Annotated in this window: 19 protein-coding genes and 1 tRNA gene; 14 read left to right on the top strand and 6 right to left on the bottom strand. The window is 53.1% G+C overall.

The window, feature by feature from the left end; genetic code table 11:
• Window positions 1–44 precede the first annotated feature (44 nt).
• From L1047_RS02840 to lpdA, 3 genes are all read left to right on the top strand, one after another.
• A complete protein-coding gene (locus L1047_RS02840) occupies window positions 45–719 on the top strand; it encodes a hypothetical protein (RefSeq protein WP_235277229.1) in 675 nt (224 codons plus the stop codon).
• Window positions 720–918: 199 nt separating this feature from the next.
• A complete protein-coding gene (locus tag L1047_RS02835; protein ID WP_235277227.1) occupies window positions 919–1,710 on the top strand; it encodes a TVP38/TMEM64 family protein in 792 nt (263 codons plus the stop codon).
• Window positions 1,711–1,742: 32 nt separating this feature from the next.
• Entirely contained in the window at window positions 1,743–3,152 is a 1,410-nt protein-coding gene (gene lpdA / locus L1047_RS02830; RefSeq protein WP_235277226.1) for a dihydrolipoyl dehydrogenase, read from the top strand.
• A 71-nt stretch (window positions 3,153–3,223) separates the two neighbouring features.
• On the opposite strand, the gene L1047_RS02825 is transcribed toward lpdA, so the two are convergent.
• Window positions 3,224–5,425, bottom strand: a complete 2,202-nt coding sequence (locus L1047_RS02825) for an NAD-binding protein (protein WP_235277225.1) — start codon at window positions 5,423–5,425, stop codon at window positions 3,224–3,226.
• A 142-nt stretch (window positions 5,426–5,567) separates the two neighbouring features.
• On the opposite strand from L1047_RS02825, the gene L1047_RS02820 reads away from it, so the two are divergent.
• The 3 genes from L1047_RS02820 to L1047_RS02810 all read left to right on the top strand — a co-directional run bounded on the left by L1047_RS02820 (window position 5,568) and on the right by L1047_RS02810 (window position 9,541).
• A complete protein-coding gene (locus L1047_RS02820) occupies window positions 5,568–6,185 on the top strand; it encodes a hypothetical protein (RefSeq protein ID WP_235277224.1) in 618 nt (205 codons plus the stop codon).
• Window positions 6,186–6,499: 314 nt separating this feature from the next.
• Window positions 6,500–7,552: a Fe(3+) ABC transporter substrate-binding protein gene (locus tag L1047_RS02815; RefSeq protein ID WP_443081675.1), complete on the top strand. Its 1,053-nt coding sequence runs from the start codon at window positions 6,500–6,502 to the stop codon at window positions 7,550–7,552.
• A gap of 327 nt (window positions 7,553–7,879) precedes the next feature.
• Window positions 7,880–9,541: an ABC transporter permease gene (locus L1047_RS02810; protein WP_235277222.1), complete on the top strand. Its 1,662-nt coding sequence runs from the start codon at window positions 7,880–7,882 to the stop codon at window positions 9,539–9,541.
• Window positions 9,542–9,566: 25 nt separating this feature from the next.
• On the opposite strand, the gene L1047_RS02805 is transcribed toward L1047_RS02810, so the two are convergent.
• From L1047_RS02805 to L1047_RS02785, 5 genes are all read right to left on the bottom strand, one after another.
• On the bottom strand, window positions 9,567–10,235 hold the full coding sequence (locus tag L1047_RS02805) for a cytochrome b/b6 domain-containing protein (protein ID WP_235277220.1): 669 nt from the start codon (window positions 10,233–10,235) through the stop codon (window positions 9,567–9,569).
• Window positions 10,236–10,306: 71 nt separating this feature from the next.
• Window positions 10,307–11,143: a nitrate ABC transporter ATP-binding protein gene (locus tag L1047_RS02800; RefSeq protein ID WP_235277219.1), complete on the bottom strand. Its 837-nt coding sequence runs from the start codon at window positions 11,141–11,143 to the stop codon at window positions 10,307–10,309.
• A 132-nt stretch (window positions 11,144–11,275) separates the two neighbouring features.
• Complete coding sequence (locus L1047_RS02795) at window positions 11,276–13,276, bottom strand: ABC transporter ATP-binding/substrate-binding protein (RefSeq protein ID WP_235277218.1); 2,001 nt, start codon at window positions 13,274–13,276, stop codon at window positions 11,276–11,278.
• A gap of 47 nt (window positions 13,277–13,323) precedes the next feature.
• On the bottom strand, window positions 13,324–14,154 hold the full coding sequence (gene ntrB / locus L1047_RS02790) for a nitrate ABC transporter permease (RefSeq protein WP_235277217.1): 831 nt from the start codon (window positions 14,152–14,154) through the stop codon (window positions 13,324–13,326).
• A 406-nt stretch (window positions 14,155–14,560) separates the two neighbouring features.
• Window positions 14,561–15,865, bottom strand: coding sequence for a CmpA/NrtA family ABC transporter substrate-binding protein (locus L1047_RS02785; protein ID WP_235277216.1), 1,305 nt, complete (start codon window positions 15,863–15,865; stop codon window positions 14,561–14,563).
• Window positions 15,866–16,071: 206 nt separating this feature from the next.
• On the opposite strand from L1047_RS02785, the gene L1047_RS02780 reads away from it, so the two are divergent.
• The 8 genes from L1047_RS02780 to L1047_RS02745 all read left to right on the top strand — a co-directional run.
• Window positions 16,072–17,205, top strand: a complete 1,134-nt coding sequence (locus L1047_RS02780) for a tocopherol cyclase family protein (protein ID WP_235277215.1) — start codon at window positions 16,072–16,074, stop codon at window positions 17,203–17,205.
• A 133-nt stretch (window positions 17,206–17,338) separates the two neighbouring features.
• Window positions 17,339–17,412 (top strand) — tRNA-Arg (locus L1047_RS02775).
• A 117-nt stretch (window positions 17,413–17,529) separates the two neighbouring features.
• Entirely contained in the window at window positions 17,530–20,004 is a 2,475-nt protein-coding gene (locus tag L1047_RS02770) for an ATP-dependent Clp protease ATP-binding subunit (protein WP_235277213.1), read from the top strand.
• 133 nt (window positions 20,005–20,137) lie between these two features.
• Window positions 20,138–20,773 (top strand): ATP-dependent Clp protease proteolytic subunit, encoded by a 636-nt coding sequence (locus L1047_RS02765; RefSeq protein ID WP_235277211.1) that lies wholly within the window; start codon window positions 20,138–20,140, stop codon window positions 20,771–20,773.
• Between the two features lie 274 nt (window positions 20,774–21,047).
• Entirely contained in the window at window positions 21,048–21,659 is a 612-nt protein-coding gene (locus L1047_RS02760; RefSeq protein WP_235277210.1) for an ATP-dependent Clp protease proteolytic subunit, read from the top strand.
• 400 nt (window positions 21,660–22,059) lie between these two features.
• Window positions 22,060–22,983, top strand: a complete 924-nt coding sequence (locus L1047_RS02755) for a vWA domain-containing protein (RefSeq protein WP_235277209.1) — start codon at window positions 22,060–22,062, stop codon at window positions 22,981–22,983.
• A 300-nt stretch (window positions 22,984–23,283) separates the two neighbouring features.
• Window positions 23,284–23,898 (top strand): hypothetical protein, encoded by a 615-nt coding sequence (locus L1047_RS02750; protein WP_235277208.1) that lies wholly within the window; start codon window positions 23,284–23,286, stop codon window positions 23,896–23,898.
• 54 nt (window positions 23,899–23,952) lie between these two features.
• Window positions 23,953–26,072: DUF4347 domain-containing protein (locus tag L1047_RS02745; RefSeq protein ID WP_235277207.1), on the top strand; the 2,120-nt coding region annotated here is incomplete at its 3' end.

The raw sequence follows: 26,072 nt of genomic DNA, 5'->3' as shown, positions 1-26,072 counted from the left end.
GAACTGGCTGTTTCCGTCTTAGCCAATCTTTAAGGAGTTTCCTGATGAAAGTTCAGTACCTGGCCCTGATTGGATGTGCCATTGTCCTTAGCCTTGTGAGCGGTATTACTCAGAGTTCATTAACTGCCCAAGCCAACCCATGTGGGCCAAATCCCTGTGCTCCTCTCAACCCCTGCGCAGCAAAATCCGCTAATCCCTGTGCAGCTAATCCCTGTGCAGCTAAGACTGCTAATCCTTGTGCGGCTTCCAGCTCTGCCAGCGAGCCGGTTGAAACTGCTGATGTGAAAGCGGTGGCCAACCCCTGTGCCTCTTACAAGTTGGCAGTAGAAGTGGTAGATGGCAAAAATATCGTTAGTCTGACCCAAACTCCTTGTCAGTTTTTGGAGAGCGAAGGGGTGAACCTGAACTTCCAATCCAATTCGGCGGAAGACTGCAAACAGATCAACCAAACCACTGCCGATAGCCGCACAGCTCAACCGCTCACCCTGCCCGCTGGAGATTATGTTTTCCGTGTCACCAACGAATCGGTACCTTATGAAGTAGGGTTCTATTTGAGGGGGGCTGGATTGGGGGGTGTGACCTTACCCCGAGTCAGTGGTGGTGGCCTCACAGAAGGAATGACCAAAGATTACGTGGTCAGTCTCAGACCGGGTGAATATGTGTATAGCTGCCCCCTCAACCCCACCCTGAATTACCCCCTGGTGGTGACCGATAGCTAAGTCAGTTTTTCGAGATAGATGTGCAGGTTGCCCGGAATTAAACAAAGGTCTTGTGCCAATGGGGGACGGGCAGCCTGTGTATCTAACTTTGAGAGATTGCGCCTCCCCATTGAGATAGGAAAGAGATCTGAACCTCTATTGAATTGATATAGATGCTTCCCATATCTCAAGGCTCACCCATTCTATAGGAGTTTGACTAATGGAAAATCTGTCTCAACCAAGCGCAGCCCCTGGCAAGCGGCGGTCTTGGCTCAAGCTTGCTGTTAGTCTGGGTGTGGCTATTGTTGTCTTTTGGGTGGCGCATCAATTGGGATTGTTCGGAGCTGTCCAGAGCTTTTTTACCGATGCTCTAGCCTGGATCGAAGGGCTGGGGCCATTGGGGCCGATCATCTTCATCGGCATCTACATTGTGGCGACGGTACTGTTTCTGCCGGCTTCTGTGCTGACCTTAGGGGCGGGGGCTGTATTCGGGGTGCTGGCGGGAGCTTTGTATGTGGTGATCGGGGCGACGATCGGAGCGAACCTGGCCTTTTTGATCGGACGCTACTTGGCACGGGAACGGGTGGCCAAGCTGATCGAGGGCAATGCGAAGTTTGCGGCTATTGATCGGGCGGTGGGGCGTGAGGGGTGGAAAATCGTTGGCCTGATTCGTTTGTCACCAGCGTTTCCTTTCAATGTGCTCAATTATGCCCTGGGGCTGACCCAGGTGTCGTTTTTGGATAATGTGGTGGGCACTGCCGGGATCGTGCCGGGCACGTTTATGTATGTGTACATCGGCTCGTTGGCGGGATCCCTGGCCAACATGGGCAGCTCAGAGTTGGGTCCACAGGCCCAAATCGCCCAATGGATCATTCGCATTGTTGGTTTGATGGCCACGGTGGCTGTCACCGTTTACGTCACTCGCATCGCCCGCCAAGCCCTACAAGAGGTGGTAGAACCTGCTCAAGGGATCCAAACCGGGGGATCTAATGTGCAAGGGGCGTCAGAATGAGACAATAGAGTACCTGTCCACCCGATTTCACCATGAGCTTCGTTCTTGCTACACAAGGTGCGCAGCACCAGTACGACCTGATCATTATTGGCGCGGGCGTTGGCGGACACGGCGCTGCCCTACACGCTGTCGAATCCGGCCTGAAAACCGCCATTATCGAATCTGCAGAAATGGGAGGTACCTGCATCAATCGCGGCTGTATTCCTTCCAAAGCTCTGTTGGCGGCATCCGGTCGCTTGCGAGAACTGCAACACAGCTCTGAACTGGGCATTCAAGTGGGATCCATCCAATTTGACCGGGGGGCGATTGCTGCCCATGCAGCAGGGATGGTGGAAAAAATTCGCTCCGACATGACCCGCTCTTTAGAGAAGTTAGGGGTGACGATCCTGCGGGGACGGGGCAAGCTGCTCTCGGGCCAAAGCGTGGAGGTGCAGGGGGAAACCGGATCCCAAACCTACACCGCCCAGGATGTGATCATCGCTACCGGATCCCAGCCCTTTGTGCCCCCTGGCATTCAAACCGACGGCAAGACGGTGTTTACTAGCGACGAAGCCGTTCGACTGGAGCGGATCCCGGCCAAGCTGGCAATCATCGGCAGTGGCTACATCGGCCAGGAATTTGCGGATGTCTACACGGCCCTCGGAGCGGAAGTGATCATGATCGAGGCCTTGGATAAGCTGATGCCCGCCTTCGATCCAGATATCGCTCGGCTGGCACAACGGGTGCTGATCAAACCCCGCCCTATTCAAACTCTTGTGGGGGTCTTGGCCAAACAGGTGATCCCTGGGGATCCGGTGACCATTCACCTGTCCACCGGGGAAACCCTTTCGGTGGATGGCTGTCTGGTGGCAGCCGGGCGGATCCCAGTGGCGCGGGAGCTGGGTTTGGCGGAGTTGGGGATCGATATTGGCAAACGGGGCTTTATTCCCGTCGATAACCGCATGGCCACCGATCTGCCCCACCTTTGGGCAATCGGCGATGTCACGGGCAAGATGATGCTGGCCCATGCGGCAGCGGCTCAGGGGATCGTGGCGGTGGAGAACATCTGTGGCCGCACCACCCACATGGATTACCTGAGCATTCCGGCGGCGGTGTTTACCCACCCGGAAATGGGTTTTGTCGGGCTGACGGAACCCCAAGCCAAAGAAGAGGGCTACAGCGTCGGCACGGTGCGCACCTATTTTGGCAGCAACTCCAAAGCGATCGCCTCTGGAGAAACCGACGGCATGGTGAAGTTGATCTTCGACAAAGCCACCGGGCAACTGCTGGGATCCCATATTTTCGGCGCTCATGCTGCAGATTTGATCCACGAGGCCGCCCAAGCCATTGCCCGCCGAGCCAGTGTTAGGGAATTGGCCACCTTGGTGCATGTCCACCCCACCCTAGCGGAAACCCTGGACGAAGCCTACAAGCGGGCTGCCCACAGCTTGGTTGCATCCTAAGCCGGGTTCAACCGCTCCGCCATCCTGGCCCCAGCTTTTCTGAGCGTGTGGTGGCAACAGCACTAGGGCGGTTAAACAGTTTCGGACATCGCCCCAGGGATCCCATGGGTGGGCTGCACCTGAGCAAACACCTGCACCTCCGTGCTCATTTTGCGCAGCTGTCGGGCTAGCTTGATTGCCTTGTCACGGGGCATGGGTGGGCTGACCACAGCAGGAAGATGGTGCAATAGAGGCTTGAGCACAGTCTTGGGCAAACGGGCATAAAAGGAGAGCGCCGAGAGGATCTCCTCTTCGAAGTAGGCGTTGTGGTACTCCAAAAGGCGCACCTGATAGAGTTCTGGGGGGAAAGGCCGGTTTTGGGCTAGGCGAATCAGGGATCCCACTGCCCCCATCACGTACAGTTGATCCCCCTCCTTCAAAAAAGTCTCACCTTCTTTCTGCCAAAGTTTTGGGAAAATTTGAGGCTTGCCCGGCCTGGACTGATGCAGCAAAATCACAAGATCGTAATCTTTGGCCAACTGCCGCAGCGATAGCCCCAGGTAGTGGGACTGGGCAGAAACCTCCAGCAGTGTCACCAAGAGGGTTTCCCCTTCCCAAGCCAACGTGCCATAAACAGATCCCACTAGAGCCGCTGTGGCAAAGGCCGGTGCCGCCAGCCCGGTGGCACTATAGCTGATCCCGAGGGTTTGAATATGGCGCTGCATCCGATCCGCCAGTTCTGGATCGGCGACCCGCAGAATAGTGCGAATGCCAGGGTGGAGGGTGTGGGCTGTGAGGGCTGTCTCGATGTTGGTGAGGTCATTGCGGGTGGTGCAAATCAGACAGCGACTGCCCTCGATGTGCCCCTGTTGTAGGGTTCCGGCCAGGGCATAATCGCCTCGAATGACCATCGCCCCTTCCCGCTCTGCCGCTTCTAGCAGGGGATTTTGGGTTTCTGGTTCCAGAAGCACCACCTCGTAGCCCATCTGCCGCAACAACTGCAAGACTAAGTAGCTCAGCCGCCCTAAGCCCGCGATCACCACATGATCCTGCTTGGGCATGCGCGCGGCCCGCCCCAAGCCAAAGCGGCTGCTCACCAACTTGTCGGTGACCAAACCGTAAACCAACCCGACCAAAGCTGCCCCCACCAAAGTCATAAATACCGCCAACACTTTCACCGCTAGCGGCGTGTCCGGCTGCTGAAAATCTTCAATATCCCCGTAGCCCCCCGTCAGCACCACAATCGTCAGGAGCAATCCATCCACGACGGATTTGCCAATCAAGCTGAAGTTAATCACCCCCAACACCAACATTGCTCCCAAGGTGAAGGTGAGGGTGCGCACGATCGGCTTCATCTGCACCAGCCCTTGCCCCCCCCTGCGCAGCCAAAATCCTAGGGATCCCCACCGGAGGGGTGTGCGCTGCCGTTGTTGTTGTTTGTCTTCTGCCTGCCCGCTGGCCCAGCGTTGGGCCCGTGAAGATCCGCGCCGCCCGTTGCGCTCCAACAGTTGTAGGTAGGCTTGCGGATCACAAATCACCAGAATGCGATCCCCCTCGATCAGCTCTGCCTCATGGTCGAAATCATCGAAAACCCGGCACTCGGAAAAGTCGGAAAGTCCATCCACCGGGTAGTGGAACAGCACCCGCGCCCCGAAGGTTTCTTCCAGTTCCGCCAGGGGCATGTGCAACAGGCGGGAGTTATCCTCAATTGTCAGATCCACCACGTTCCAGAGGGTGGTTTCTTGGGACAGGGTGAGGGACAAGGGATCCGCCAATTCGGGGGGCAGAATCGCTGGCTTGGCCTCCAGCTGGGGCAACTCGAAGTAGCCGACAAATTCATCCGAAACCGCTTTCAGGGCAAAGGCCGGGGCAGCCAAAGCGGCAATAGATAGGGAAAAGTGCTGCGGCAAAACCGAGTCGAGGTAAGCGGCGATGCTGCGGTTGAACAGACGAGAAACAATGCGCACCTGGGGGTTGAGATCGCGGATTAACAAGGCCAGCTCGAAATTAGCTTGGTCGTTGTCTTGCAGCAGCAGCACCACCTTCACCCCCTCGATCCCAGCCTGTTGCAATACCTCCCGTTGCCGGGGATCCCCTCGCAGATGTCGCCAGCGATGGATTTGGGTAGGCAGCGGCTGCGGATCCACCACCAAGGCCCGTTGTCCAAAAGCCTCCAAAGCCTGTAGGGTCAGCTCTACCAAATCGTTATAGCCACACACCAGAATGGCCGCGTCGGGATCCCTGCTGTTGTCTTGCGGCTGTAGTCGGGGCAAGTCAGAAAGGGAGCCTGTCATATCTTGCTACATACCCTCCCCTCGTTATACCAAAGGGATACCCAAAGGATTTCCAGCCCTACAGGTGTTGAAGATCTCCGCCTTAGGTGAACACACCTTGCTACACTCAAGTCACCCAACGTTGCAGGCTGGGGCTCTTGCTATGACTTCCACTCAACCGGATCCCCGTTCTGGTTTTCCCTGGCGCGGGGTTGCCCTCGGGTGCGGACTGCTCCTGGTGCTGGGGGTGGGATCCTGTGTTGCGGCAGGCTACTATCTCTCGCGGGTGTTGCGGGAAGTTACGGGCTTTACCCTCGACTCAGGGGCTGTAGAAGAAAAAGCACAAACCATTTTCAAACACCAAATTCCTGGCGGCTCACAGGGGGTGGTGAGCTTTAGCCTCGGCCCGATCGATTTTGCCGGGGTAACCAGCCGCGACGAAGAGGTGCTGCTGATGGTGGGCCGCATTGGCGCTGAGGCATTGAACGAGATCGACCGGCAGGAGCTAGAGGCCAATTTTCGAGAAGGGGTCAGTGAGTTCCGTTCCGAGGATGTAGAAATTACCCTCGAGCGCAGTGAATCCCGCCGCCTTTGCGATCAGGCCATCTCGCTCTTGATCTTGGAAGGAGAGAGCCAAGAGGGATCCACAACCGTGCCCAGTGTCGTTTATCAGTCCGCGGTTTTGCACCGAGAAGACCTGCTCATGTTTCTGCTCATCTCCACCGGCAACAACGCCCTGCCCCAAGCGGAACAGGTGTTTGCCAGCCTCGATTGCCATTGAACCCCTCGCCCTTCAGCATTCAACCGAGCTCTCCCAAACTCTGTGGATCAGCAGACGATCCACAAATGAGAATATATCTTAATAGCTTGACCAGGTATCTGAGATCTCTTATCATGAGCACCAGAGAAAAGTTCCTGAATAAAAATCTCAACAAGTTGAGCCTGAGGTAACCGACATCGGGCTTCAAATTCAGGGCAACCACTTCTGCTTCAGTGGAGCGGTTTTTGAGCGTTTTCTCAGCAGAGAGGGCCATTGCCGACTCTGTTAATGGGGTGGTGCAGCTTTTTTTAGGATTTTCTGAGCTTGGGAGTTAGTTGTATATGCGCTTATCGCGACGGCAGTTTGTCAGTGGAGTCTCTTTAGGCTCTGTAGCCTTGGCGGCGGGATCCTTCCTGCGTCCGGCCCACGGCGCTAACCAGGAGGTAAACCTTTATACTTCACGGCACTACGGCACCGATGAAGAATTGTACGAGCTGTTTAAGCAAAAAACGGGCATTACAGTCAACTGGGTTCAGGGCAATGCCGACGAGATTACCCAGCGAATTCGCAGCGAAGGAGCGAATAGCCCTGCCGATATTTTCATGACGGTGGATATTGCCCGGCTGTGGCGTGCCCAAAATGAGGGCTTGTTTCAACCGATCGAGTCTGCTACCCTGTCCAGAAATATCCCCGCCTCCCTGCGGGATCCGGAAGGGCATTGGTTTGGTCTCACCAAACGGGCACGAGTGATCATGTATAACAAAGACACAGTGGATCCTGGCGAACTCTCCACCTACGAGAATTTGGCGGATCCGAAGTGGCGGGGTAAAGTGCTCACCCGTTCTTCCAGCAATGTCTATAGCCAATCTCTGACCGCCTCGATCATTTTGGCCCACGGGATCCCGGAAACGGAGGAATGGGCGCGGGGCTTGGTGGCCAACTTTGCCCGTCCGCCGGAAGGAGGAGATACGGATCAAATCAAGGCCGTTGCTGCCGGCGTCGGGGATGTGGCCTTATCCAACACCTACTACCTGCCCCGCCTGATTAAGTCCGATAACCCCGAAGATCGGGCGGTGGCGGAGAAAATTGGTGTCTTCTTCCCCAACCAGGAGGATCGCGGCACTCATGTCAATATCAGCGGTGCTGGTATTTTGAAAACTTCTCCTAACAAAGAAGCAGCTATCCAGTTTCTAGAGTTCCTCTCCGGGCCAGAAGCCCAAGCCATTTTCGCCCAGAGCAATAATGAGTATCCGGTTTTGGCGGGAGCGGAGATCGATTCGGTGGTGGCGAGCTTTGGCAGCTTTAAGGAAGATACCCTCAACGCCGCTAGTATTGGCCGAGTCACCCCAGATGCATTGATGGTCATGGATCGAGCCGGCTGGAAGTAGGGTTTGGCGGGAGCAAATATCTAGCTCAAAAACCTTAATTCAGATAGACAGACTTGATCCTGGCTCCGGAGGGTGGGGATCCCTGGTCAGGGATCCCCGATATCTTGAGTAAGTTAGCCCATGTCAGAACCCATGCCAGCTTTGGCTTTATCCAAACCCAGGTTCGTGAGAGGGTAGAATAAGGTTTCTTGATTGGGATCAGGTTCTCAGCCGATTATCGACTGAGAGAGGAACATTAATTTGAGTTTGTGAAAATTTCACCTAAGTTGGATGAGCAAACTGGCCGAGCCACCCCTAAAGAAATACTTTGGGCACAGCCTCAGGAAAATGCAATGGCCTAGGTTAAACTGCTGGGCATTGCTCACCCTGGTTTTAACGGGCCTAATTTTGGTGCCCACCCTGACGGTGTTGTTGAGTCTGCTAGCGGACGAGCGGCAGGTGTGGGAACATCTGGCAGGGACGGTGCTAGGGCTTTACGTACGCAATTCCCTACTGATGATGGTAGGGGTGGCAACGGGGGTGATCCTGGTAGGCAGTGGCACCGCCTGGTTGGTGACCCTATGTGAGTTTTGGGGGCGGGCCTGGCTGGAATGGATGCTGGTATTGCCCCTGGCGGCCCCCACCTATGTTTTGGCCTATGCCTATACCGATTTTTTGCAGGTAACCGGCGGCTTTCAGATTTGGCTGCGGCGGATCACCGGCTGGGGAATTGGCGACTACTGGTTTCCCAACATCCGCTCCCTCTGGGGGGCAACGCTGCTGCTGATTCTCACCTTATATCCCTACGTGTATTTGGCGGCGCGGCTGGCTTTTCAGGAGCAATCAGTGGCCTGCTTGGAGGTGAGCCGATCCCTGGGTTACGGCCCTTGGGCCAGCTTTCGGAAGGTGGCGTTGCCCCTGGCCCGACCAGGAATTGTAGCTGGGGCTCTGTTGGCGCTAATGGAAACTCTGAATGATTTTGGTACCGTCAGCTATTTCGGGGTAGATACCTTTACGACAGGCATTTACCGAACCTGGACGGCCTTGGGCAACCCGGTGGCGGCAGCCCAGTTGTCAGCTTTGTTGCTGCTGTTGGTGCTGCTGCTGATGGTAGGAGAGCAAATGGCTCGACGGCGAGCACGCTACTATCGCCAGGGGTGCAAACCCGCCGCCAGTCGTTATGTCCTGCGGGGAATGCGAGCCGTGGGAGCTTGGCTAGCCTGTGGGATCCCGATTGTCTTGGGCTTTGGCGTTCCCGCCCTGATCCTGTTGAATATGACCCTACGACAGGGGAGCTTGGGTCGCCGCTTCTGGAGCTACGCCCAAAACAGCTTGGTGCTGGCCACAGTGACGGCGGTGATTGCCATATTGGTATCCGTGCTGGTGCTTTATGGCCTGCGGCTGCAGGGGTTAGGACGCCTGGGATCCCCCTGGGGTCTGCGCCTAGCGGTACAGCTGTCGTCTTTGGGCTATGCTCTGCCAGGGGTGGTGATCGCCGTGGGGGTACTGCTCCCCCTGGGGCGGCTGGATCAGATGTTGAGCCATCTGCGGCAGGTACTTTTCCAACAACCCCCTGGCTTGGTGATCAGTGGCACAATCACAGCGTTAATTTTTGGCTATTTGGTGCGATTTTTGGCGGTTTCCCTCTCCACCATCGAAGCCACCCTGATGCGGATTCCTCCCAGCTTGGATGAAGCAGCCCGCAGCCTAGGCCAGGGATCCCTGGGAACCCTGTGGCGAGTGCATCTACCCCTGATGGGGGGAGGGATCCTGGGGGGGATGATCCTGGTATTCGTAGATGTGATGAAAGAATTGCCCGCCACAATGGTGCTGCGGCCCTTTAACTTTGACACCTTGGCGGTGCAGACCTACCGGATGGCCGCTGATGAACGGCTAGCGGAAGCAGGAGCCCCAGCTTTGGCGATCGTGTTGGTGGGAATCTTACCGGTGATTTTGCTTAATTTCCGGTTAGCCCAGCAGCAACGGCTGAATTCATCCGGGGATCCCTGAGCATCAATCCTTACAAAAATATAGATTAGACACTAAGAACTGGCAAAACAAACGCCAAAACAATTCCTCCAATCACAACAAATTCAGTAGCTCTTAAAACCAAGCTAGAGTGTTTGATCTTGAATCCTTTTAGCCAAGAGGGAAAAGAATCTTCGCCTTTGACTTTCCAATTGAACATAGACAGAAGCAAAGGCACTCCACCGACTTTGGCACCCATCAGCAGATGCAGTGCAATGCTGATAAACACACATACCCAGGCTATCAAATGCACCAAATACCATGGATGATTGATCTCTCTAGCGGGAAGCCACTCTTCTTTCATCATTCGACCTGTCACCACTGCAAGCGTTACTGAAAGCAGCATCAGTGTATTAATCAAATGGTGAATAGAGATCCAAAAAACTGGCTTACCATATTTTTTTAGCTGACTAAGTGATTGCTCTTGGATTAAGCGACGATAGCCAAGATGAAAGCTATAAAGAGCAAAGATTGGCAAAAACAACAGAAAAGTTAAAGCGATTGTACCGTGAATACCCTGTATATCTCCTAGCGTAGGTAAAGGAAGGGCACCCCAACGTTTGTCATAGGTGTTGTAAACCCAAAAGCCTGAAATCAGAGCTAAAACAGTTAGTACTGCTGCTGCACCATGCAAAATTCTCAGCAAAATCGGTTGATAAGGATAAACACGCGGCATCTTCAGCTCTCGCAATCAAGATTTTTTCATAGCAATCGTCTTACGGGCTAGATCTTGGAAGCTCTGATCTGTTAGTGCGCTGCTTCTGGATTGGCCTCATGCCCGTAGAGATAACTTAAGATGGAATTGCGCAGGCGGTAGTATTGCGGATCTTCCAAAATGCGCTCCCGATCGCGGGGCCGAGCAAAGGGAATATCGATCACCTGTCCGATGGTAGCCGCCGGGCCGTTGGTCATCAACACCAGTCGATCGGCCAAAAACAGAGCCTCATCGATATCGTGAGTGATCATCAAGACCGTACAACGGTGATCGTTCCAAATTCGCAGCAACTCCTCCTGCAATTCTTCTTTGGTGATGGCATCCAAAGCGCCAAAAGGCTCATCCAAAATCAGCACTTCCGGGCGAATGACCAGAGCACGGGCAATCGCTACTCGCTGTTTCATCCCTCCCGAAATTTGCGGCGGATACTTCTGGGCTGCTTCCCCTAGTCCTACCAAATGCAGATGTTCCTCCACAATTTGATGCTTTTCCGACTGGCTCTTTTGGGGAAATACCGATTGAACTGCCAAATAGACATTGTCATAAACAGTCAGCCAAGGCAGCAGAGCATAACCCTGGAACACCACCATCCGATCTGGCCCCGGAGCTGTGATGGTTCGCCCTTTTAGCTGTACAGATCCGCTCGTCGGCTGAGCAAAGCCAGACACCATGTTCAGAAGAGTGGTCTTGCCGCAACCGGAGTGTCCGACTAGGCAGACAAACTCACCTTCCTGAATGGTGAGGTTGATGTCTCGCAAAACGGGGTAGTCACCTTTGGGGGTGGGATAGATTTTGCTGACATTTTCAATACTTAGGTAAGGTTTGGCTGCTACTTGAATCTTGGCAGGATCGGTCAGAATTGCCGTCATTTGAGCTTACTCCTAAGCAAAGTTCTTGGAATTGGCTAGGGGTGAGAGATAGACTGGAATGCCCAAATCAAAGTAACCAAAGATCTAAAGTGATCGCTATGAGTCACTATAGATGAGCATGGGCAATCATGGTTACGATAGCACCAATGGACGGCGGTTCAAGGCCACTTCTGCCATGTAGATATCGTGTTTGATGGGCAAACTGTTGAGGTAAGCCACGGGATCCTCCCCATTGAAGGGAACTCCATCAAACAATTGAATGGGATGCCGCTGATAGGAGACATCAATGCCCAACTCACGGGCCGCTGTACTGAAAACCCCTACTTGGCAGACCCGCTCTAAGATCTCCACCCAGTTGCGGGGGAAGGGCAGATCTCCCCAGCGAGCCATCTGGGTCATCATCCACAGATGCTCCGTGCGGCTGGGGCGGTTACCCGCTCCCAAAAAGAACTGATGGTGGGCATATTCCCGCATCGGGGTATCCAGGTCACAGGTGATACGATGGGGATCCCCCAGATGGATGTAGCTTTTGTCCGTGCTCAGGTAGGCGCGTCGGCTGAGGAGCTCGCGAATTTCCTCGTGATGGGCTGAATCCTCGCAGTAGCGACAGGCCTCCATAAGGGCCTTGACCAAGGCAATGTGGGTATTGGGATAGGCTCTGGCCCAGTCTTCCCGTACCCCCAGCACCTTGCCCGGATGCCCCAGCCAAATTTCCAGATCAGTGGCCACCGTAAAGCCGCTGCCTTCGAGGGCGGCCCGCAAATTCCAGGGTTCCCCCACACAGTAGCCATCGATGTTGCCCGCCGTCAAATTGGCCACCATCTGGGCCGGGGGCAAGGTTTTCAGCACTACATCCTGGTCGGGGTGGATCCCACCGGCGGCCAACCAGTAGCGCAACAGCAAATTGTGCATTGAGCTGGGATGCACCACCCCAAAGGTGAGTTGCCGGCTGGGGCTATCCAGAATGTAGGCCTTCAGCTGGCTGAGGGTGTGGATCCCTTGCTCGTAAAAGCGTTTGTGTAGGGTAATGGCGTTGCCATTGCGGGTGAGGGTCAGGGCCGTCACTATCGGCTGCGGGGAATTGTCTCCACCCCCCAAAGACATCCATATCGGCATACCGGCGGGCATTTGGGCACCATCCAAATACCCCCCAATGATGCCATCTTGGATCCCACGCCAACTGGTTTCCCGCACCAGCTTCACCTCTTCTAATCCGTGCTTAGCAAAAAAGCCCTTTTCTTGAGCCACCGCTAGCGGAGCACAGGCGGTCAGAGGCACAAAGCCAATATCCAGGTTGACCTTTTCCAAGCCATGTCGGGCAATCACCGCCTCTTTGCGGGCACGCCATTGTTTAATCCGTTTTTGTTGATTTAAAAAGTAGATGATTTCGCTACGGTAGCTATAGTAGCTGGGGTGATTCACCACCTCCAAGCGACGGCGAGGGCGGGGAATATCGATGGTTAAAATATTACCGATATGGGATCCCGGCCCATTGGTGAGCATGACTACCCGATCCGAGAGCAGCACCGCCTCGTCCACATCATGGGTGACCATAATGGTGGTCATGTGATGTTCTTCACATATGCGCATCAGTTGCTCTTGCAAATTGCCTCGTGTCAGAGCATCCAAAGCCCCAAATGGCTCATCCAATAACAACACTTTGGGCCGTAAAGCAAGAGCGCGAGCGATGGCCACCCGCTGCTTCATACCCCCTGACAGCTGGGCCGGAGGCTTATCAGCAGCATGGCGTAACCCCACCAAATCGATGTGCTCCTCAATAATCTGTTGTCGTTCTGCCTGGGAATAATTTTTCAGAACCGCATTCACAGCCAAGGCAACATTTTGCCGCACAGTTAGCCAAGGCAACAGAGAGTAATGCTGAAACACCACCATGCGATCCGGGCCAGGGGCAGTGATGGTTTGTCCATCCAAAGCTACTACCCCACCTGTAGGCAAAGCCAAACCCGACACCATATTCAAGAGGGTAGACTTACCACAACCAGAATGCCCAATCAGGGAAACGAATTCTCCTTGATGGATCTGCAAATTAATGCCTTTGAGAGCGAGATATTCCTGACCTCCAGGTAAACCAAAAGACTTTTCTACCTGCTCCACATTCACCAGTACAGACACAACCAATACCTCCTCAAGCAAAACAGTATAAAAAGCATCGAAAAAGCCTAGCGATTTGCTATTTTGGCTTGTAAAGCTGTCATCAGTCGATCCAGCAACAAACCCACAGCCCCGATGTAAACAACGGCAACAATGATCTCAGTCACGTAATTTTGCTGATAGGCATCCCAAATAAAAAAGCCAATTCCAGGTACACCCGACATGACGATTTCTGCTGCAATAATCGCCAACCAAGACAAACCAATGCCAATCCGCAAGCCGGTGAACATATAGGGCAAGGCAGAGGGCAACAAGACCTTAAAGAAGAAGTCTATCTTGGAGAGCTTGAGTACCTTGGACACATTGATATAGTCCTCTGGGATCTGGCGCACTCCCACAGCAGTGTTGATTAAAATTGGCCAAATCGAGGTAATGAAAATCACGAAGAGAGCAGCAGGTTCATTGCGTTGCAGAGCTGCCAGGGAAATCGGTACCCAAGCCAGGGGAGCTACCATGCGTAAAAACTGAAAAATTGGATCCAAAGCACGATTAATCCAGGTACTGCTGCCCACCAAAATACCGAGGGCAATCCCCACCAATCCGGCGCTGCAATAGCCAATCGCCACCCGTTTTAGGCTGGCCAGGGTTTGCCGTAAGAGACCCTGATCCAGGTCACTATTGCGATACCAAGGGTGAAGAATCAGATAACGGCTGCGCTCATCCATCCAAACATCCCACGGCCCCGGCAGACGAATGAGATTGGTACTCGCTAAGATTTGCCAGATGAGCAAAAATCCAACGATCCCAACGACTGGCGGCAGAACTTGATCTCGATATTTCGTCAGATCAACTTTTGCAGTCTTAGATTTAGAGGCAGGAGAAGAAAGTGTTGCCGTCATGGGTTAGTAGCAGATAGAGGACAGTAAAACTTTGAGGCTCTCTGGAGTTTGGACAGGCTTTACAGAATTTGAGAAATGAGACAGGAGTTCTGGCCTGTTTGGTTTTTTGACCCTGTAGGCAAGCATAGGGTTTCCAAGCTCAACAAAACTTTCAGAGCAATTGCAAAACCTAACAACCCAATCGTCACTGACAAGAGTAGCTTAGCCAAGCAGGGCTTCTTCGGTTCATAGGAAAAGGGATCCCTAGAATAAGAGTATTCCCGAAGAATATTGATCAGTGCCAACATAACGAACCTAATACAAACGATAGTTACTGAATAACCCAGCGAGATACTGTTAGCTACGAATCCCGTTGGCTGGATGGAGAAAGATCGATATCTTCTCCAATCCAGCACATAGAGGCCAATTAGGCTTTCTTGATTTTTAAGCTGTTCAGATAGGCTTGTGGATCCTGGGGATCAAACACTACCCCATCAAAGAAGCGTTCCGTACCCCGTGAGGTGCTGCTGGGAATGTTGCTGACCCCCAAAGCCTGGGCCGCCTCGCGCCACAGATCTTCTCTGTTTACCTCATCCACCAGGCGACGCGCCGTATCCAAATCAGGAATGAATTGTTTGTGGAAGCCCCAACGTAGACTTTCAGTCAAGAACCAAAGATCATGACTCTTGTAGGGATAAGAAACACTACCGCGACCATCTTCCCAATACAGTGGGCCAGCATTAAAGTCTTGAATCTTGGGCTTGCCATCTCCCATCTCATAGTTACCTTGGTAGGGAGGTGTTAGCACATCGGCTGGAACATTTAGATAGTCGCGCCGGGATAGAATGCGCACCAGTTCTTCACGGTTGGCTGGATCATCGCACCACTGCTGCGCTTCCATCACTGCCATCAAAATGGCTTGGGTTGCTTTGGGATTTTGTTCCACCCAATCGGCCCGGATAGCCAGATATTCTTCAGGGTGGAAGGGCCAAATTTGATGGGTCAGAGCTGCCATGAACCCGATTCCATCCGCTACAATTCGGTAGGGCCAGGGATCCCCGGTGCTAAAGGCATCCATGGTGCCATTGCGCATACCCTGCACTGTTTCAGCAGAAGGAACGGCCAATAGATCAATATCTTGATCTGGATCGATACCCCCTGCGGCAAACCAGTAGCGAATCCAAAAGTCCTGATTCACATTGGGAAACGTATGGGCAGCTTTGAACTTACGTCCATTGGTGGCCGGAAAGTTTTTGATGTACTCTGCTGCTCCTGAAATATCCAGCCCTAGTCCTTTGCCAGTGTGCATACCTGCCACGGCAATTCCATTCCCCTGAGTAATTAGTTGACACAAAAGCGCCATACGGACAGGCTGGTTGTTGGTAATCGCTCCGGTATGAATCAGATGAGCCATGGGCATTTGCCACTGGCCTCCATCAATGCCTCCACCCGCTGAACCAATGACTACATTGTCACGCGCTGCAGGCCAACTGGCCTGCTTGAGAACCTCCACGCCAGTCATGCCATGTTTGGCAAAGAACCCCTTTTCCTGGGCAATAATCAGGGGGGCAGATTCCACAATCGGAATAAAACCCAACTTGACGTTAGGAGTCTCTGGGCCACTGGCCTGAGCAACCCAGTAACCGGAACTGGCCTGTGCCAAACGACTACTCAAAATTCCGCCAACTGTTGCTGCTCCAGCGGACAGCAAGAAGTTGCGACGTGAACTCATGCTTACCTCATTGAAAGGATAATGAACGCAAAAACAAAGCCTTCAATCCGCTAGAGCCACGAAGTCCCCTCCGTGAAATCTCAAGAGATCCTTAAGTCCTAGCTTGGTTGTTATCTTAAAGGTAGATAAATATAGAGACAATATAATTATTCCTTTGATAATCATAGGTTTTTATCTACTGAACTTTATCTATGGGCTTGAGCTCGATGCGGTTTTTTTTGAGTGTGGATCCCTGTAGGCCGAGAGTCCTCAAAGATCCGGGATCCCTGCCCCATGCGGGCTACCACTGGGATGGCTGGACGCAGCCGTTTTTCGAGGGCTGGTACACCCGAGTTACCTTGCCCATTGCAAGGGATCCAACCGAGCCAGCTAACCCGGGTTCCGTCAGTTTTTCTTTTATGTACGCCATCAATCCGCAGCAGGGGGGCATGGCGCAGGTGTTGGGGCCGCAGGATCAGCTCTGTTGGCGCACGTTCTCCAATCCCAACGGGTTTTGGGCAGAGCGGGATCATCTCGGGCATAGGGGAGCCTTGCGGGAGGGGAGATGTGATCACAACCCCGCCGGACTCCAGGATCCCCTCACTTTCTTTCAGATCCTCTCCAGTGGCTACCAATTCTCTGCCCACCTGAACCAGGGCATTTTGCCGGATCCCCTCTGTTCAGAGCCGATTCGTTGGCTCTACCGCATCCAACCCCACTTTGCCTATGGGATCCCACCGCAAGCGACGATGGGGATCTGGTCTTATTTGCCCATTTTTGAGCCGGGCTGGCAGATCTTGATGGCCCACGGTTTGGCTAGTGGCTGGGTGGAATGGGGGGGGCAGCGGTATGAATTTCAACAGGTTCCCGCCTATGCCGAAAAAAATTGGGGACAAAGTTTTCCGCGTCGCTGGTTTTGGATCCAGTGCAATGCCTTCCCGGAGCATCCCGGCCTCAGCCTCACCTGTGCCGGAGCCGAACGGCGAGTGCTCGCCCGCTCGGAAGAAGTGGCCTTGATCAGCCTGCACGGTTGGGGATCCCAGCCGTTTCTGGAATGGCGACCCGGCCAGGCTCATCTAACTTGGCAAGTGGATCCCTGGGGATCCTGGCAAATCACAGGGCAAAACGCCGCCCATTGTATCCAACTGCAGGGCCATAGCCGACAACCCGGACAAACCGTCTTTACCCCAGGCCCCAAAGGGATGCGGCGCAACTGTCGAGACACCTTGGCGGGGCATTTGCTCATGCAGCTTTGGCGGCGCAACGGCCAAGTCTGGACACAGATCCTCACCGCCGAAAGCCATCAAGCCGGCTTAGAGGTGGGGGGAGAGCACGTTCAAACCTGGCAAGGCCAATGCTGACGGATATCTGCACTTCCGTCAGACTTCCCAAAAGACTCTCTTGTGCTAGAATACCTGAGCCACATTGATAAAAGTCCATTGCGGACAGACATTCAACCGTGGTTGCCCCATTCTCATCGCAGTTGGGTAGCTTGCGCCTGTAGCTCAGTGGACTAGAGCACGTGGCTACGGACCACGGTGTCGGGAGTTCAAATCTCTCCAGGCGCGTTTCCTCCCCGGACAACTCCAGTCTGGGGTATTTACCGTCCCTTGGCCTCCCAAGATCCTGTGTTAGGATTAGCCTTATCAAGTCCGCCTTGATGCAGGCGTAGGGAGCCTAAGATCATGTTTGAACGCTTTACGGAAAAAGCCATCAAGGTGATCATGCTGGCGCAAGAAGAAGCCAGACGGTTGGGTCACAATTTCGTTGGCACTGAGCAAATTCTATTGGGGTTAATCGGCGAGGGCACTGGGGTCGCTGCCAAAGTTCTCAAGTCCATGGGAGTGAACTTGAAGGATGCCCGTATTGAAGTGGAAAAAATTATCGGTCGCGGATCCGGCTTTGTTGCCGTCGAGATCCCCTTCACTCCCCGCGCCAAACGAGTGCTGGAACTCTCTCTAGAAGAAGCCCGTCAGCTGGGCCACAATTACATCGGCACCGAACACCTGCTCTTAGGCCTGATCCGAGAAGGAGAGGGGGTAGCCGCACGCGTTTTGGAGAACCTGGGGGTAGATCTTTCTAAGGTGCGCACCCAAGTGATTCGCATGCTGGGGGAAACTGCCGAAGTAACGGCTGGGGGTGGATCTTCTGGCCGTACCAAAACTCCAACCCTGGACGAGTTTGGCTCCAATCTCACCCAGTTGGCCCAGGATGGCAAGTTGGATCCCGTGGTGGGTCGGATGCGAGAGATCGAACGGGTGATTCAAATATTGGGTCGCCGCACCAAAAACAATCCAGTGCTCATTGGCGAGCCTGGGGTTGGTAAAACCGCCATTGCTGAGGGCTTGGCCCAACGCATTGTTCAGGGGGATGTACCGGATATCCTGGCAGAAAAGCGGGTAGTTAGCCTCGATATTGGTTTGCTGGTCGCTGGAACGAAGTATCGGGGTGAGTTTGAAGAACGCCTCAAGAAAATCATGGATGAAATTCGTGGGGCGGGGAACGTCATTCTGGTCATTGACGAAGTGCATACCTTGATTGGGGCCGGTGCTGCCGAGGGAGCTATCGATGCGGCCAACATTCTGAAGCCAGCCTTGGCACGGGGCGAATTGCAGTGCATTGGGGCCACTACCCTGGATGAATACCGCAAGCACATCGAGCGGGATGCTGCGTTAGAACGTCGCTTCCAGCCAATCATGGTGGGGGAACCGACGGTTTCCGAAACCATCGAGATCCTCTTCGGATTGCGAGAGCGCTACGAGCAACACCACAAACTGAAAATCTCAGATATTGCTCTGGATGCTGCTGCTAAGTTGGCAGACCAATACATCTCCGACCGGTTCTTACCCGATAAAGCCATCGACTTGGTGGATGAAGCTGCTTCTCGGGTGCGCTTGATCAATTCCCAACTGCCTCCAGCGGCTCGAGAACTGGATCAAGAGCTGCGGCGGGTTTTGCGAGATAAAGATGCGGCTGTGCGTGCCCAAGACTTTGACAAAGCGGGCCAGTTGCGGGATCGGGAGATGGAAATCAAGCAGCAGATCCGCGCCATTGCCGCCGCTAAAAAAGCAGAGGAAAACAACCGCGATGAGATGCCGGAGGTAACCGAAGAGGATATTGCCCAAGTGGTGAGTGCCTGGACGGGTGTGCCAGTGGCAAAACTTACAGAAACCGAATCGGTGAAGCTGCTGAATATGGAAGAGACCCTCCATCAGCGCATTATCGGCCAAGAGGAGGCGGTACGAGCCATTTCGCGGGCTATCCGTCGTGCCCGTGTCGGGTTGAAAAACCCCAACCGTCCGATTGCCAGCTTCATCTTCTCTGGCCCAACAGGAGTGGGTAAAACTGAGCTGACCAAAGCCTTGGCGGCTTACTTCTTCGGCTCTGAGTCGGCCATGATCCGCTTGGATATGTCGGAGTACATGGAGCGACACACCGTCAGTAAGCTGATTGGATCCCCACCGGGTTATGTGGGCTACAATGAGGGAGGTCAACTCACGGAAGCAGTGCGCCGTCGCCCTTACACAGTGGTGCTCTTTGACGAGATTGAGAAGGCTCATCCGGATGTATTTAACCTGCTGTTGCAAATTCTGGAAGATGGCCGCTTGACGGATGCCAAAGGCCGCACGGTGGACTTCAAAAACACTTTGTTGGTAATGACCTCCAACATCGGCTCGAAAGTGATCGAGAAAGGAGGCGGTAGCCTGGGCTTTGAGTTCAACAGTAATGATGAGGATGCCAACTACAACCGCATCCGCAACCTGGTGAACGAGGAGTTAAAGCAGTACTTCCGTCCTGAGTTCCTCAACCGGCTGGATGAGATCATCGTCTTCCGGCAACTGAACAAGGAGGAAGTGAAGCAAATTGCCGATATCCTTCTCAAGGAAGTGTTTGACCGCATGACGGAGAAGAAGATTCGCCTCACAGTCAGCGACCGCTTTAAGGAGTTGGTGGTGGATGAGGGCTACAACCCCAGCTATGGGGCACGTCCTTTGCGTCGTGCCATTCAACGTCTCTTGGAGGATATTCTGGCGGAGGAGATCCTGACTGGGCGGGTGAAGGAAGGGGCTGAAGCAATCATCGATGTGGATGATGAGCGCAAGCCAAAGGTGCTGATTGCCGAGCCAGAGCGGGTCTTGTTGCCGCAAGGAGCAGAATAAACTCTGCCCTGTATCTGGTCTTTCTTGCCCTCTCTTGTACAAGGGATCCGAAGTCCCACGGATCCCTTTCTTGTCCTCTTTTACTCTTTACCTTTGATGTTTTGAGTGGATTCACCCATAGGAGAACCCTGGCATGGTGCAATCAACCTACTACTACGGGGGTGGTGCCCCGGTTCGTACCCCTCCACCGGATTTGGCATCCTTGCTTTTGCAGGAGCGGATCGTTTATCTGGGCTTGCCCTTGGCGGAGGAGTCTAATGCCAACGTCACCAAGCTGATTGTGGAGCAGCTGCTGTATCTGCAGTACGAAGATCGGGAAAAACCGATCAAGATGTACATCAACTCCACGGGCACCTACAGCTATGACACAGCGGCCTTTGCCATTTTGGATACGATGAACTACATTAAGCCACCGGTGCACACCATCTGCATTGGCAACGCCATTGGTATGGCTGCGATGTTGTTGGCAGCGGGAGCGAAGGGGTTCCGGGCCAGTTTGCCCAATGCCACGATAGTGCTACACCAACCCTATGGCGGCACCCGTGGTCAGGCCAGTGATATTGAAATTCGCACTCGAGAGGTGTTGACGGTGCGCAACATGATGTTAGAGCAACTGGCCCACAGTACGGGACAACCTCTGGAACGGATTAAACGGGATACAGAGCGTCTGTTTTTCATGACCCCGGAAGAGGCCAAGGCCTACGGTTTGATCGACCAAGTATTAACCAGTACCAAGTCCTTACCTGCTTTGGCAGCAGCCAAAAGCTGACTAGCTCCAGAGAAGGATAGGCTTGCTGTCTGATCCTAGATTCTAGGTGCATAGGTTGAGTTCACCCTGGGGTTAGCTCGGCGAAAAAGCTGAAGAGGAGGGTAGATTGCAGGGGATCCCAGGCGAGGGCTTTCCTGGTTTTATTCCGGCTGAATCTGAAGGCTGAATTGGAATGTAGAAGATATCTGACAGGTGGGCTGTCCTCTTTGAACAAAGACTTAGAAGGATGTCTGAGTTTTGTCCTGAACTTTTTTGATCTTTTAAGGAGTTGGTTATGCCGATTGGAGTACCCCGTGTTCCCTACCGTTTGCCTGGTGAACCCTACAGCCAGTGGATCAATTTAGATGATCGCTTGTATCAAGAGCGAATTCTTTTTATAGGTGAACCCATTGATGATAGTCTGGCCAATACTATTGTTGGGGTGATGCTATATTTGAACTCTCAAGATCAGCAGAAAGATATTGTTATGTACATCAATTCCCCCGGCGGGTCTGTAACGGCAGGTATGGCTATTTACGATACCATGAACCACATTAAGCCTGATATTGTTACGGTTTGTGTGGGTCAAGCCGCTTCTATGGGAGCCTTTTTGCTGGCCGCCGGTACCAAAGGGAAACGCTTTGCCTTGCCCCATTCCCGCATCATGATCCATCAACCTTCGATTGGCACAATTCAAGGCCAAGCCAGTGACATCGAAATTCGCGCCCGTGAGACTCTACGGGTGAAAAGACGCATGAACGAGATCTTGGCGCAGACCACTGGACAACCGCTGGAAAAAATTGAGCGGGATGTGGAGCGGGACTTTTACCTCTCTGCTGCAGAAGCACAAGCCTACGGTCTGGTGGATCGAGTGATTGAGGAACGCTCAGAAGCGCTGGCCAGCTGAGGGTAGGGCATGGCTCAGGTCGAGGGGATGTGAGAGAGGTTAACTGTTGGATGGGATCCTTCCCGACAATTGACCCAGGTTAACCTCTTGTCGATTGCTTCTTGGAAAAAAATTTGGTATCTTCCACGGCGGTAGTATAAAAATATCTACCGTATCGTTCCCTAGAAGAGGAGCTTGTTCCCTTGGCAACTGCTTCTGACTTCTCTGCTTTTTTCAGGTTGATTACTTTGCATTGGTTCTCTTGGGTCGGTTTTCTAGCTTTGTGGGCAGTAACAGGCTGTGGATCTTCCTCCTCCAGTACGCTAGTCGGCGTAGGGGATTCCGGAGCAAGCGGGAGCCGCCTTACTTTTAATGGGTTAATGGGGCTTTTACGCGTTTTTTCGTCGGCACTCAAGGGGAGATGGAGTTTAGCATTTCTCTGCTCGAGCAAAGGGATCCTCCTCGACCTGTAACACAGCTGGCGGTGAATGAAATTGGCTTTAGGGTTGATAGGGTTACGGATCTGGTGGGAATCCCGCAGCCCACCTCTTTGAGGTTAATCCCCAGCCAGGTTCAAAATCCTTCTCCTGACCTAACGCGGCAACCCCTGGCGATGGCGCTCCTGATGGACAGCTCAGGCAGCCTGTTTGTTACCGATCGCCAGGATCGCAGGTTTTCTGCAGCGTTTGATCTATTGCAACAGTTTCGTTCTTCCCCCTTGGATCTGGGAGCAATTTTACGGTTTGACAATCAGGGAATCGGTTTTGGGACAACAGCTCTGGGCCGACCTTTGCGAACCGCGCAGCTCCTACAAGACTTCACCAGCGATCAAGCAGCACTGCGTCGAGGCATTCTACTTAGCACTCCTGGAGGCAATACAGCTCTCTACGATGCCACCCTAGAGACAGCTCAGTTTCTCAGCGATTTCCGGCAAAGTGAAAATCTCAACCGGCGGCTGGTGGTTTTTACAGATGGGATTGATAACGAGAGTCTCCTGAGCTTGAGGGAAGTAACCCGCCAAGTGCAGCAGTTGCCCAACGGATCCCAGCGAGGGATACCAGCCTACATCGTCGGTTTGGGGACAGATTTGAATCTGTTTGAGCTACAGCAGCTGGCGGAGGCCACCCAAGGAACCTTTGTTTTGGCCAGAGTAGCGGAAGATTTAGGGCCTCCTTTTGCCAATCTCTTTCCGGCGGCGATTGGAGAAAATCGAGTGGCCGTAAGGGTTGAGACGACATCTCCTTTGGCGGCCGGCAACTACCTGTTGAGCGGTAGCCTGCAGATTAGCCGCGGTGGGCTGAGCTTGACGACAGAGTTCCGTGATGCAGTATTGGTGGTGCGGTAATGGCAACTCGAGACAAGGCAATCCGATCCTTAGTGGCCGTGGCTGGACTGCTAGCGGCAATCTTACTGAAAAGTTGTGGTGGGGACAGCTCTAGTTTAACTACGGCTCCACTGCCCAATGGTGGGGGCAGCCCAACGGCAGGGATCCCAGCAGTCCTTACGGGGCGGGTACTGGATCCTTATTATCTTACTGGGTTGCCCTGGCAATTCAGAAGTAGCCTTGTGTAGAGGCAGGAGCATTGTTTTTGGTTCAGGCAGCCTTGTTCAACTTTTCAACCTTAGCTCACGAGGGGATCTTCTTTTGCCAGCACGGGATACAACCTCTCTTAGCTCTGGAGGAGGCTTTAGCTTTTCGTTTCCAGGTTCAATCACCGCTCCAACTGGACAACTGGTGCAGGTGAGTGCTGCCGATGGCAGCGTTTTACGAGGGTTTGTCTTCAGCGCGGCAGTGGATGTTAGCCCTTGGAGTGAAGCCCTTTATCGCCTGATTCTGCGGGAGCAAAATCAGGGCATAATTGCCTGGGTAAACCTAACGTCTGCCGAGCTACGGGATCTGGAGAATATCCTTTTTACACAGGTAGCTTTGTCGACAACGGCCAGAACTGTTGAAGAGCTGATCTCAGATTTAATCAATCGAGCGGATCAGCTTCGCTTCGGCAATTTACGCTTTGTAGAAGACCTAATTCGGGTTTGCTACGCTCCTGAAGGCAATCAGTCGGATCAACTCTGTCGGGTGGAAATCCCTGTACCCCTGCCACCACCGCTGCCGGAGAACTCACCCAGACCTCCATTGCCTACCCCATCAGCTCCCACTCCAGAGCGGCCAGGGCTGGTCTTGATCAACAGGGCTTTTGTCACGGTCAACGGTGTAAGACAATCTTCCAATGCTGTTTCTGTAACGATTACATTCCCCTAGTTTCCTCACGTTTTGTAGAAGCAGGATCAAGACTCTGTGTGCAGGAGCGTCAGTATGTCAGCCCAAAAATCTAATGGATCTCAAGCTATTCAAGCCAAGGGGCTAACAGTCAAGCGCTGGATCCCTAAGTTGGGTTTGGGAAGCGTTGCAACTGCACTCTTGCTGCTAATATCTGCTTCGGCTGAGATCAACGCAGTCCAAAAGGATCCTGGTGGGATTGTGGATACTGCTGCTCGCCAGGAGCTGGTTTTTGTGGATCCAAATCTGCCGGATTTGGCCATCTTATTGGCAGGGATCCATCCCAGTGCTGAGGTGATACTGCTGGATAGCAATCAAGACGGGATCCGACAAATTACTGAGGTTTTAAGCATCCGCCGAGGAATCCAGGCCATTCATATTCTTTCTCATGGCAGCCCGGGAGCCATTGAGTTGGGGAGAGTGTCACTCTCACTGAGCAACGTAGGCACCTATGTGCCGCAGCTGCAGGCATGGCAAAAAGCCTTGGCACCTGCTGCTGATATTTTGATCTATGGTTGCCATGTCGCTGCCGGATCTGAAGGGGAATTGTTGGTTGAGCAATTGGCTCACTTGACCCAAGCCGATATTGCGGCGTCCAACAATGCTACCGGTTATGCAGATTTGAATGGCGACTGGCTCCTGGAGGTTACTGCCGGCCGTGAAGTTGCTTCAACCATTGTTGTTGAGAATAGCGCGCAGCAGCGCTACCAACACACTCTGCAAACCGCTGCCGTACCAACTCTCGATGTCAACAGCGAACTGACTAATGTTTCTGTTGGCACCCTACAAGCTACACCCTCAAGCGTTATTAATCAAGTTAAGCTCAATCGAGTTGATAATGCAAATGTAAAAGGTTCTCGTCAAATTGTCTGGGTGCGTGATCCTGACACTCCGATAACGTTAGGCCTGAACACAATGGAGGATGCTCTTCTAATTCAACCAACACTGATTATCAAAGCCGGATCAGATAACTTGTTTACTAATACTGGATCTGTAAATTCCAACAACATCGAAAGAGTTGACTATATCAATACTTCAGGAATTACAGCTCCGCCAGCAAAGTTAGACAAAATTGGTTTTTTAATTTTAGAGCGAGGGGGAAACGATCCATTTACAATCTCCGCAATTCAAAGTAATCCATTATTATCCCCAACCTATAGTTCTGTGATTTCTGTCGGCAGTGGAACTTGGGGCAAGGGAACTGTAATTCCTTCTACTAAGGTTTATAAATCTGCAGGCCCTACCTTGTCAGGTGCTACGGTAACGGCTACGGTTACAAATCAGAAGCTTTCCGGAGTTTTTGTCAGCTACAAAGATCTGGGAATTGCTGCTAACCAAGTCTTTTTTGGTTTCTCTTTGGCAGGTGAAGATGCACCAACCGTTCCGGCTCAGTTTGCTGATGTAAGCACATTCCCTACAAACACTGCTGAGGCTAAGGGCGGAATAGATCTGGCTGCCAACGGGGCCGTTATTACTTTTAATCCTATTGCAGATGACGACAGCGCAGTCACTTCAGGAGTTACGCCTGTTGTCATTGATGTGCTGGCCAATGATCAAGGTGTTACTTTTGATTTAGATCCCACTAGTGTCACTATCACTACGCCTGCAAGCAATGGCACAGTCAGCGTTAACCCGTTAACTGGAGAGATTACCTACACTCCAAATCCCTCATTTACCGGTACAGACACTTTTGTTTACCAGGTTTGTGATACAGGCTTTTTGACTATTCAACCCACTTGTGACACGGCCACTGTCACAGTGACGGTGGAATCAGTAGGGCCGACAGCCAATGATGACACAGCAACAACCCCGGCCAATACGGCGGTGACCATTCCTGTGCTGGGTAATGACATTGCCGGGACAAACCCTCTGGATCCCACTAGTGTCACTATCACTACGCCTCCAAGCAATGGCACGGTCAGTGTTAATCCGCTAACTGGAGAGATTACCTACACTCCAAATCCCTCATTTACCGGTACAGACACTTTTGTTTACGAGGTTTGTGATAACGGTTCTACACCCCTCTGTGACACGGCCACTGTCACAGTGACGGTGGAATCAGTAGGGCCGACAGCCAACGATGACACAGCAACAACCCCGGCCAATACGGCGGTGACCATTCCTGTGCTGGGTAATGACATTGCCGGGACAAACCC

The organism is Synechococcus sp. Nb3U1, assembly GCF_021533835.1.
Taxonomy (GTDB): Bacteria; Cyanobacteriota; Cyanobacteriia; order Thermostichales; family Thermostichaceae; genus Thermostichus.
Note: the sequence above shows the minus strand (reverse complement) of the source record. Positions and strands in the feature narration are given on the sequence as shown.

Coding starts and splice junctions, on each gene's coding strand:
- L1047_RS02840 (WP_235277229.1), top strand. CDS start 45: ATGAAAGTTCAGTACCTGGCCCTGATTGGATGTGCCATTGTCCTTAGC.
- L1047_RS02835 (WP_235277227.1), top strand. CDS start 919: ATGGAAAATCTGTCTCAACCAAGCGCAGCCCCTGGCAAGCGGCGGTCT.
- lpdA (WP_235277226.1), top strand. CDS start 1,743: ATGAGCTTCGTTCTTGCTACACAAGGTGCGCAGCACCAGTACGACCTG.
- L1047_RS02825 (WP_235277225.1), bottom strand. CDS start 5,425: ATGACAGGCTCCCTTTCTGACTTGCCCCGACTACAGCCGCAAGACAAC.
- L1047_RS02820 (WP_235277224.1), top strand. CDS start 5,568: ATGACTTCCACTCAACCGGATCCCCGTTCTGGTTTTCCCTGGCGCGGG.
- L1047_RS02810 (WP_235277222.1), top strand. CDS start 7,880: ATGCAATGGCCTAGGTTAAACTGCTGGGCATTGCTCACCCTGGTTTTA.
- L1047_RS02805 (WP_235277220.1), bottom strand. CDS start 10,235: ATGCCGCGTGTTTATCCTTATCAACCGATTTTGCTGAGAATTTTGCAT.
- L1047_RS02800 (WP_235277219.1), bottom strand. CDS start 11,143: ATGACGGCAATTCTGACCGATCCTGCCAAGATTCAAGTAGCAGCCAAA.
- ntrB (WP_235277217.1), bottom strand. CDS start 14,154: ATGACGGCAACACTTTCTTCTCCTGCCTCTAAATCTAAGACTGCAAAA.
- L1047_RS02785 (WP_235277216.1), bottom strand. CDS start 15,865: ATGAGTTCACGTCGCAACTTCTTGCTGTCCGCTGGAGCAGCAACAGTT.
- L1047_RS02780 (WP_235277215.1), top strand. CDS start 16,072: ATGCGGTTTTTTTTGAGTGTGGATCCCTGTAGGCCGAGAGTCCTCAAA.
- L1047_RS02770 (WP_235277213.1), top strand. CDS start 17,530: ATGTTTGAACGCTTTACGGAAAAAGCCATCAAGGTGATCATGCTGGCG.
- L1047_RS02765 (WP_235277211.1), top strand. CDS start 20,138: ATGGTGCAATCAACCTACTACTACGGGGGTGGTGCCCCGGTTCGTACC.
- L1047_RS02760 (WP_235277210.1), top strand. CDS start 21,048: ATGCCGATTGGAGTACCCCGTGTTCCCTACCGTTTGCCTGGTGAACCC.
- L1047_RS02755 (WP_235277209.1), top strand. CDS start 22,060: ATGGAGTTTAGCATTTCTCTGCTCGAGCAAAGGGATCCTCCTCGACCT.